We start from the raw sequence: 8,011 nt of genomic DNA, 5'->3' as shown, positions 1-8,011 counted from the left end.
GCTCCGCGGTGACCAGCCCGGCCCCGGCGACCGGGACGCGCGGGCCACCGCGGTCCACCAGCTGCCACCGGACATCGCCGACTTCGTCGGGCGCGAGGCCGCCGTCGCCGAGTTGCTGGCGGCGCTGGCGCCGCGGCCGGGGACGTTCGCGGCGCCCGTGGCGGTGGTGTCGGGGCCGCCGGGCACCGGGAAGTCGGTGCTCGCGCTGCACGTGGCCCACCGGCTGCGGGAGGCGTACCCGGACGGCCAGTTCTACGCCGACCTCGACGCAACGGGTGACCGGCCGCTCGACCCCGCCGCGGTCCTCGCCGACTTCCTGCACGCCATCGGCGTGTTCGGCGCCGGCCTGCCGGACGGGGCCACGGCACGGGCCGCGCTGCTGCGTTCGCGACTGGCCGGGCGGCGGGTGCTGGTGGTGCTCGACGACGCGGCGACCGCCGCCCAGGTCCGTCCGCTGCTGCCCGCCGACGGCGGCTGCGCCGTGCTGGTGACCGCGCGCACGCGGCTCTCCGAGCTGACCGGTGCGCACGGCGTCGAACTCGCGGTGTTCGACGCCGAGGAGAGCACCCGGCTGCTCGCCGCCGTCGCTGGCGCGGACCGGGTCGTCGCCGAGCCGACGTACGCCGCCGACATCGTGGAGTTCTGCGGGCATCTGCCGCTGGCGATCCGGATCGCCGGGACGCGGCTCGCGGGCAGGCGGGCGTGGTCCCTGCGCACCCTGCGCGACCGCCTGGCCGACAGGTCAGCGCGGCTCCGCGAACTGCGGGTCGGCGACCTGGCGGTGCGGCGGAGCTTCGAGCTGAGCGTCCGGCAGCTGCCCGAAGCGGGAGTGCGTGCGTTCGGCAGGCTCGCTCTGCTGGGCGGCCGCGAGTTCCCCGCGTGGATGGTCGACGCGCTGCTGGGCATGCCAGCGCACGACGTGCTCGACACGCTGGTCGACGCGAACCTGGTGGTGGTCGCCGGACCCGGCCCGAGCGGTCAGCCGCAGTACTCGCTGCACAGCCTCCTGCACTGCCATGCCGTGGAGATCGTCGGCGCCGAGCCGGCGCCGGAGCGCGTCGCCGCGTTCCGGCGCTGGGTCTCGGCACTGCTCTCACTGGTCAAACGGGCCGCCGCCCAACTGCCCGCCGCGTTCGGCGCGGTGACCGGTGAACCGCTCGGCTGGACGCTCGACGCGGCGATGGAACAGTCGGTGGTCGCGGAACCGCTGGAGTGGTTCGGCGCCCACCGGGCCACCCTCACCCGCACGGTGAAGCTGGCCGCCGCGGCGGGAGAGCCGGCCCTGGCGTGGCAGCTCGCGGCCGCGTTGGTGCCGTTCCACGACCTGCGCGGCCACTACGACGACTGGCGCGCCTGCCACGAGAACGCCCTCGCCGCCGTGCGCGCCGCCGGTGACGCGGCGGGGGAGGCCGCGGTGCGGCGGGGGCTGGGACAGGTTCACCTCTACCGCGACGAGTACGCGGACGCGCACGGCGCCTTCACCCGGTCCCTTGCGCTGTTCACCGAGGTCGGGGACCGGCGTGGCGAGGCGTTCGCCGTGGCTGGACTGGGCACCGTGGCGCGTGTCGAAGGCCGGCCGGACGAGGCCCTGCCGCACTACCTGCGCGCGCTGGACCGGTTCCGCGAGGTCGGTGACCGCGGCGGCGAGGCGCAGATGCTCGGGTCCCTCGGCACGATGTGCCACGTGCTCGGCGACCCGGTGGAGGCGGCGGCACGGCTGGACGCGGCGCTGACCGTCGCCCGCGACCTCGGGGACCGCCACCGGGAAGCGAAGGTGCGCACCGAACTCGGTGCGGTGCACCGGAGTACCGGCGACTTCGCCTCAGCCGAGCGGGAACTGGCCGTGGCGCTGGGCATTCTGGAGGGGATGCGCGACGAGCGCTGCACCGCCTACGCGTTGCTGGGGATCGGGGAGACGCTGTTGGCGACCGGCTCCCCGGCACGGGCGCGGGGGATGGGGGAGCGTGCGCTCGACGTGTTCCGGCAGACGGGGAACCGCGACGGCGAGACGAAGACGTTGATCCTGCTGGCACAGGCCAGAAGAGCGCGTGCGCCTGCGCACCTGCCGGACCCCCGGCAGGTGCGCAGGCGTGCCCGCTGGTCGCACTAGTTGCTGTTACCCGGCTTCCAGCCGAGGTAGTTGGCGAAGTAGTGCAGGCCGACGTGGCCGATGCGGCCGTTGACGCTCGTCGCCCAGACACCGCCGTCGCCGTCGGACAGGCCGACGTGGCCAAAGGAGGAGATGTTCCAGAAGACGAACGCACCGCGCGGCGGGTTGGCGCCGGTGTGCCGCGCGCCGTCGGAGGAACGCCAGTGGTCGATGGCGCTGGCGTGGTGGGTGGCCCGGTTCCAGGCGAGGCGGACCGCGCGCTCGCAGTAACCGTCGTGCTCGGTGCTGCCGTCACGGGCCCGGAACCAGCCGATGGCGCCCTCGACCGTCTGCAGGGCGCCGATCTCGCCGCTGTCCGCGCTGTCGACGGGCAGGATCGCCGTCGGGTCCGCGATGTCGGCGGCCGTGATCTGGCTGTACACCTCGGCAGGCGCCTGCTCCGCCGTGGCGGTGCCCGCTCCGGTCCCGGCCGCGATGGCCGCTGCCACGCCCAGCGTCCCGATGATCTTGAGCAGCTTACGGCTCTCCATATGCTCTCCCTCGCGTTCGACGTCCGGCGGTCGAGTGCAGGCCTCGGCCGCCGATGGCCTGGCAAGGCTGTGCGATGCCACTACACGGGCACTACATCCGCAGGTCGGGGCCTACAGCTGGGGGCTGACCGGGTGAGCCGACACCCGGTGCCTGCGGATCGCGAACCACAGGCCGGCCGCCCCGGCAAGCGCGCACACGGCGAACGCGGCGAGCAGGGCCGGGGGAGTGCCGCCGGTCAGCGTGTCACCCAGCACCACGACCGCGATCGTGCCTGGCACGCTGCCCGCGATGGTGCCCGCCAGAAAGTGCCGGGTCCGTACCGAGGACAGACCGCAGGCGTAGTTGGTCGGCAGGAACGGGATGGCGGGGATCATCCGGAGTGACGCGACCGCGAGCCAGCCGCCGACGGTCAGCCGCTCGTCCACCGCCCGGACGCTTGCCCGGGTGAGGTGCCGGGCCACGACCCGTCTGCCCAGCGACCGGGCCAGCGCGAAGCTCAGGAGGCCGCTGACGGCGGTGGCGACCAGCGCGACGGCGACGCCCAGCACCGGACCGAGCAGCAGCCCCGACGCGAGGGAGAACACGGTGCGCGGTATCGGGACGAGGGTGGCCACCACATAGGCGAGGAAGATCAGCGCCGGTGCCGCCGCTCCCGCTCCCGAAGCCCACGCCCGCAGCCGCACCGGCTCGGGCACCGGCAGCACGAAGGCCGCGACGACCAGCGCCGCGACCAGGCAGACGGCCAGCAACACACCTACTCGCGGCACACACCGAGTGTAGCCAGCCACCCCGGCGCGCCAGCCGCGTCCGTCCCCGAACGGGTCATCCCCGATGCGTCACCACGCACCCGGGACAGCATCGCCCCAGGTCATCGCGAGTGCGAGGCGTTGGTGATCACGTGCGGACCACCTCCTGGCGTGGTCAGCCGATGGTGGTCGGTCACCAGTGGTGACGCGGACTGCGGCACGGTTCTCGCGGTGGTGACGGGAGCCGGCCCGGCGATCAGGGTGCCCACCGTCGCCATGATCGCGGCGATCGCCGCCGTGACCGACTTGACCGCGCCGGACCAGGACGCCGGCCGCGTCAGGAACGCCGGGACGATCGGTTTCGTGGCGGGCAGTTCCTGGTTCACGCGCTGGAGGTCGGCTTCCAGGTGCCGGCAGTTCACGCAGTACGCCAGGTGGTCGGTGATGCGCCGGGTCCTGAGGTTGGTGCCGCCTTGCCGCACCCAGCCCGCGAGCTGTCCGACGATCGTCCGGCAGGTCCGCGTTCCGGTTGCGGGGAGGTACTGGGCCAGGTATGCCTGGCGCAGGCCTTCCCTGGCCCGGTAGGCGAGCGCGGCGACGCCGTTGGGCGTCATGCTGAGCGTGCCGGCGATCTGTGCCGGTGACTCGCCCTCGATCTCGGTGCGCCACAAGACGGTGCGCCACCGTTCCGGTAGGCCTGCGAACGCCTCCGCGGCCATCGTGGCGTCGACCCTCGCGCCCATCGGGTCGTCGTGGTCTGTGCTCCGCCGGGTTTCCGGCACGTCAGGAAAGAGGGAGACCGTGCGGTCGTAGCGTCGCCAGCTGATCACGGTGTTGCGCATGGTCGTCAGCAGATACGGCCGGAAATCTTCGTCCGGTCCTCGCCCCGAACGCATTATTCGCAGTACTCTGGTGAAACCTTCGGCGATCAGGTCGTCCCGTTCCGCGCCGTTGATCCCGAGCGCCGCTGCGAAGCGCCGCGCGGCTTGGAGATGGCGGGCGTAGAGCACACCGAACGCGGCCGGGTCCCCACCCCGGACCGCCGCTGCGAGCGTCGCGTCGCTCGGCATGTCGGTCGTGTCCTCCGGCATCGCCGCACCTCCCCAGCTAACGTGCACATGCATGTGCAAACGCCATTGTCGCCTGCCTAACGGCTCGCGGCACAACGAGGTTGCGGTTTCAACAAGAATTCCCTCGAATGGACCGCACGACGTGTCACATCCGATTTCTCCCACGATGCGCATCGCATTCTGTCGAGCGCTGTCGGCGGTGTTCCCCAGGTAGGCTCGAACCGGACCGGCCATGGGGGCTGGTGTTGGTTTCGCCTTGTCCCGCAAGCAAAGTGCGCTGTCGGCGTCAGGTACGACGACACGTGAAGCAATCGGCCAGACTGCGTCGTGTGGATGAGCCGGCGGGTGTTCGATCGGCTCCGCATCGGGCCTGGAGAACTGGTCTTCGCCGACCACTTCGCGTTCGTGCTGGGGTGCAGGGTCTGACGACCTACGGCCAGCTCAGCGAGGAGTGGGAGTTCCAGTCGCTGAGCGTAACTGACAAATCGAATGGTTGACCCCTGGTCGAGTGAACTGCTAAACAGTGTGAGAGCGCTTCCACGAACCTCGGAACTTCTTCCTGTGCCGAGGTCTCGTCGCTGTCCCCTGCCGCCCTGCTCAAAGGAGAGCCAGCCATGCGAAACCGCTCCGGACCGCGCGTGTCGCGCACGATCGCCGCGGTGGCCGCCGCCGCGGTCGTGGGTACCGCGCTGCCCCTGTTCGCCACGGCGCCCGCAGGCGCGGAACCGGTGGGCGCGGGCAGTTACACCACGACCCTGCCCGCCGGTGCCGCGCTGCCGTCCGCGTGCGGTGACCTCGCGACCAACCCCCGCAAGCACCTCACCGCGAACGCTCCCTCGGGTCCGGTGCCGACCAACGACTGGTGGTCCTCGCTGGTCTACAAGCGCACCGAGTGCGCGTTCTCCGACAACCTGATGGCGCACCCGTTCTCGTTCGACACGGTCGCCGGGGGCCTCGGCGTCGACTACTCCACCACCCCCACCATCTCCGGCACCCCGACGGGCGTGGGGGAGTACCACTACCAGTACGGCGCCGACTTCACCCTCGGCGTGGCGGGCCTGAACGCCGCTGAGGCCAAAGTGGACGGCTGGACCGACTGGACGGTCAGCCCGTACTGGTCCGACGGCAGCCGAACCCTGCGTGCCACCATCGGGCACGGCTCGCCGTTCGTCTACGCGCGTGCCACCGGCGGCGACGCGCTGCTGAGCTTCACCGCCGCGCCTGTCGTGTGGGACGAGACCGGCAGCCGGGTCGGCTTCACCGTCGACGGGCACGACTACGTCGCCTACGCCCCGTCCGGCGCGGACTGGGCGTCCTCCGGCGGCTCGATCTCCTCGAACCTCGGCGGGTCGGACTACTTCTCCGTCGCCGTGCTGCCCACCACCGGCGACAGCACCGACGCCGAGCGGACCGCCCTGGCCGACGCCTACGGCCGGTACGCCCACGCCCACATCACCGGCACCGCGGTCTCCTGGGACTACGACGAGTCGGCGAGTGTCGTGCGTTCCACCTACCGGTTCACCACCGAGGCCCTCGAGGGCAGTGCGACCGGCACCGTCATCGCGCTCTACCCGCACCAGTGGCACAACCTCGCGGGCGGCAGCCCGATCGAGCAGACCTACCTGTCCCCGCGCGGGCCGATGAAGGTCCTCGTCGGCGCGGCGTCGTTCGGCACGGACATGCGGTACAACGGCGTGCTGCCCGAGGTGCCCTCGGTCGGCATGACCGGCGACGACCTCGCCACCCTCAACGGCCACCTCGACGACGCGGCCGCCGGTGACCCGCTGGCCGGGTTCGGCAACGACACCTACTGGACCGGCAAGGCACTCGGCCGGGCCGCCCGGCTCGCCGAGATCGCCGACCAGGTCGGCCGCACCGACGTCCGCGACACCATGCTCGACGCGATCCGCGGCCGGCTCACCGCCTGGTTCACCGCCACGGAAGGCAAGGCGGAGCGGGTCTTCTACTACGACCGCAACTGGGGCACGCTGATCGGCTACCCAGCCTCCTACGGCTCGGACACCGACCTCAACGACCACCACTTCCACTACGGCTACTACGTGGCGGCCGCCGCGACGCTGGCCAAGTTCGACCCGGGGTGGGCGGCGGAGGGCCAGTACGGCGGCATGGTCGACCTGCTGATCCGGGACGCGAACAACTACGACCGCGGCGACACCCGGTTCCCGTTCCTGCGTGACTTCGACATCTTCGCCGGGCACGACTGGGCGGCCGGGCACGGCGCGTTCTTCGCGGGCAACAACCAGGAGTCCTCTTCGGAGGGCATGAACTTCGCCAACGCGCTCATCCAGTGGGGTCAGGCCACTGGCGACACCGCGGTGCGCGACGCGGGCCTGTACATCTACACCACGCAGGCCAATGCCATCCAGGACTACTGGTTCGACCCGCAGGACCAGGCCTTCCCCGCCGGCTTCGAGCACTCGACGGTCGGCATGGTCTGGGGCGACGGTGGTGCCTACGCCACCTGGTTCACCGCCGACCCGGAGAAGATCCACGGCATCAACATGCTGCCGATCACCGGCGGCTCGCTCTACCTGGGTCACGACCCGGACTACGTCGACCGCAACGTCGCCGAGATCGTCCGCAACTCAGGCAGCGCGACACCGCGTTCCTGGGCGGACATCATCTGGTCGTTCCAGGCGCTGTCCGACGCCGACGCCGCGCTGGCCGCGTTCCGTGCCAATCCCGGCTACACCGTGGAGGAGGGAGAGAGCCGCGCGCACACGTTCCACTGGCTGCGCAACCTCAGCGCGCTCGGACAGGTCGACACGGGCGTGACCGCCGACCACCCGCTGTACGCCGTGTTCACCAAGGACGGTGCCCGCACCTACGCGGCGACCAACCTCGGTGACGAGAACCTGACCGTCCGGTTCTCCGACGGCACCACGCTGACCGTGGCTCCCGGCAGGACCGCCACCACCGGCGCGCACACCTGGTCGGGTGGCAACGCCGTGCCAAGCGATCCCAACCCGCCGACGGACCCGCCGGTGACCAGCCCGGTGCTGGCGCTGGTGAGCCCCGGGACGCTGACCACCTCGGGCGGCACCGGCGCGGTCGAGGACACCGTCGCCGCGGCGGGCGGGGCCAACCACGACGGCGCCCCCGCCAACGCCAGGACCTACACCGCCTGCGGCATCACCGGCACCTACGACTCGTCGAAGGAAACCCGGTTCGCGTTGCGGGTGGATTCCGGCGCCACGGTCGCCAACGGCGTCCAGGCGCGGATCTCCTATGACCCCAGGGGTTCCGGTACCTACTCGCGAACGGAGACCTACCACTACTTCGCGACCGATCCCGCGGTCGGCTGGGAGACCTACACCCAGGCCAGGGGTCGCGCCGCCCAGACCGGCAGCCCGGCCGACCTGGTGGACGGCTGCGTGCGACTCGAGGTGTGGAGCGCCATCGGCAACGAGCCGACCGCGCTGCGCACCAGCGCCACCTCGGGCGAGGGCACCCGCTCCGTCCTGGAGATCCCGTACACGATCAGCACGTCCTGACCCCCGAGTTGCGCGGCCGCCCCGTCCCGTGCCCCGGGA

The 8,011-nt window shown here is 71.8% G+C and carries 5 protein-coding genes; 2 read left to right on the top strand and 3 right to left on the bottom strand.

Annotated features, from left to right (window positions below; all coding sequences use genetic code 11):
• A partial coding sequence (locus tag WBA97_RS28765; protein WP_424234083.1) for a tetratricopeptide repeat protein occupies positions 1 to 2,110 on the top strand: 2,110 nt, incomplete at its 5' end.
• Here the strand turns inward: WBA97_RS28765 and WBA97_RS28760 are convergent.
• The 3 genes from WBA97_RS28760 to WBA97_RS28750 all read right to left on the bottom strand — a co-directional run bounded on the left by WBA97_RS28760 (position 2,107) and on the right by WBA97_RS28750 (position 4,478).
• Entirely contained in the window at positions 2,107 to 2,640 is a 534-nt protein-coding gene (locus WBA97_RS28760; protein WP_424234082.1) for a hypothetical protein, read from the bottom strand. The genes WBA97_RS28765 and WBA97_RS28760 overlap by 4 nt on opposite strands.
• Positions 2,641 to 2,751: 111 nt before the next feature.
• Positions 2,752 to 3,408, bottom strand: a complete 657-nt coding sequence (locus WBA97_RS28755; RefSeq protein ID WP_424234081.1) for a TVP38/TMEM64 family protein — start codon at positions 3,406 to 3,408, stop codon at positions 2,752 to 2,754.
• A gap of 101 nt (positions 3,409 to 3,509) precedes the next feature.
• Complete coding sequence (locus tag WBA97_RS28750; protein WP_424234080.1) at positions 3,510 to 4,478, bottom strand: RNA polymerase sigma factor; 969 nt, start codon at positions 4,476 to 4,478, stop codon at positions 3,510 to 3,512.
• A 593-nt stretch (positions 4,479 to 5,071) separates the two neighbouring features.
• On the opposite strand from WBA97_RS28750, the gene WBA97_RS28745 reads away from it, so the two are divergent.
• Positions 5,072 to 7,972 (top strand): glycosyl hydrolase, encoded by a 2,901-nt coding sequence (locus WBA97_RS28745; protein WP_424234079.1) that lies wholly within the window; start codon positions 5,072 to 5,074, stop codon positions 7,970 to 7,972.
• The last annotated feature ends 39 nt before the right edge of the window (positions 7,973 to 8,011 follow it).

Origin of the sequence: Actinophytocola sp. (genome assembly GCF_049647105.1) — a bacterium.
GTDB lineage: Bacteria > Actinomycetota > Actinomycetes > Mycobacteriales > Pseudonocardiaceae > Actinophytocola.
This window is presented reverse-complemented; position numbering and strand designations above follow the sequence as displayed.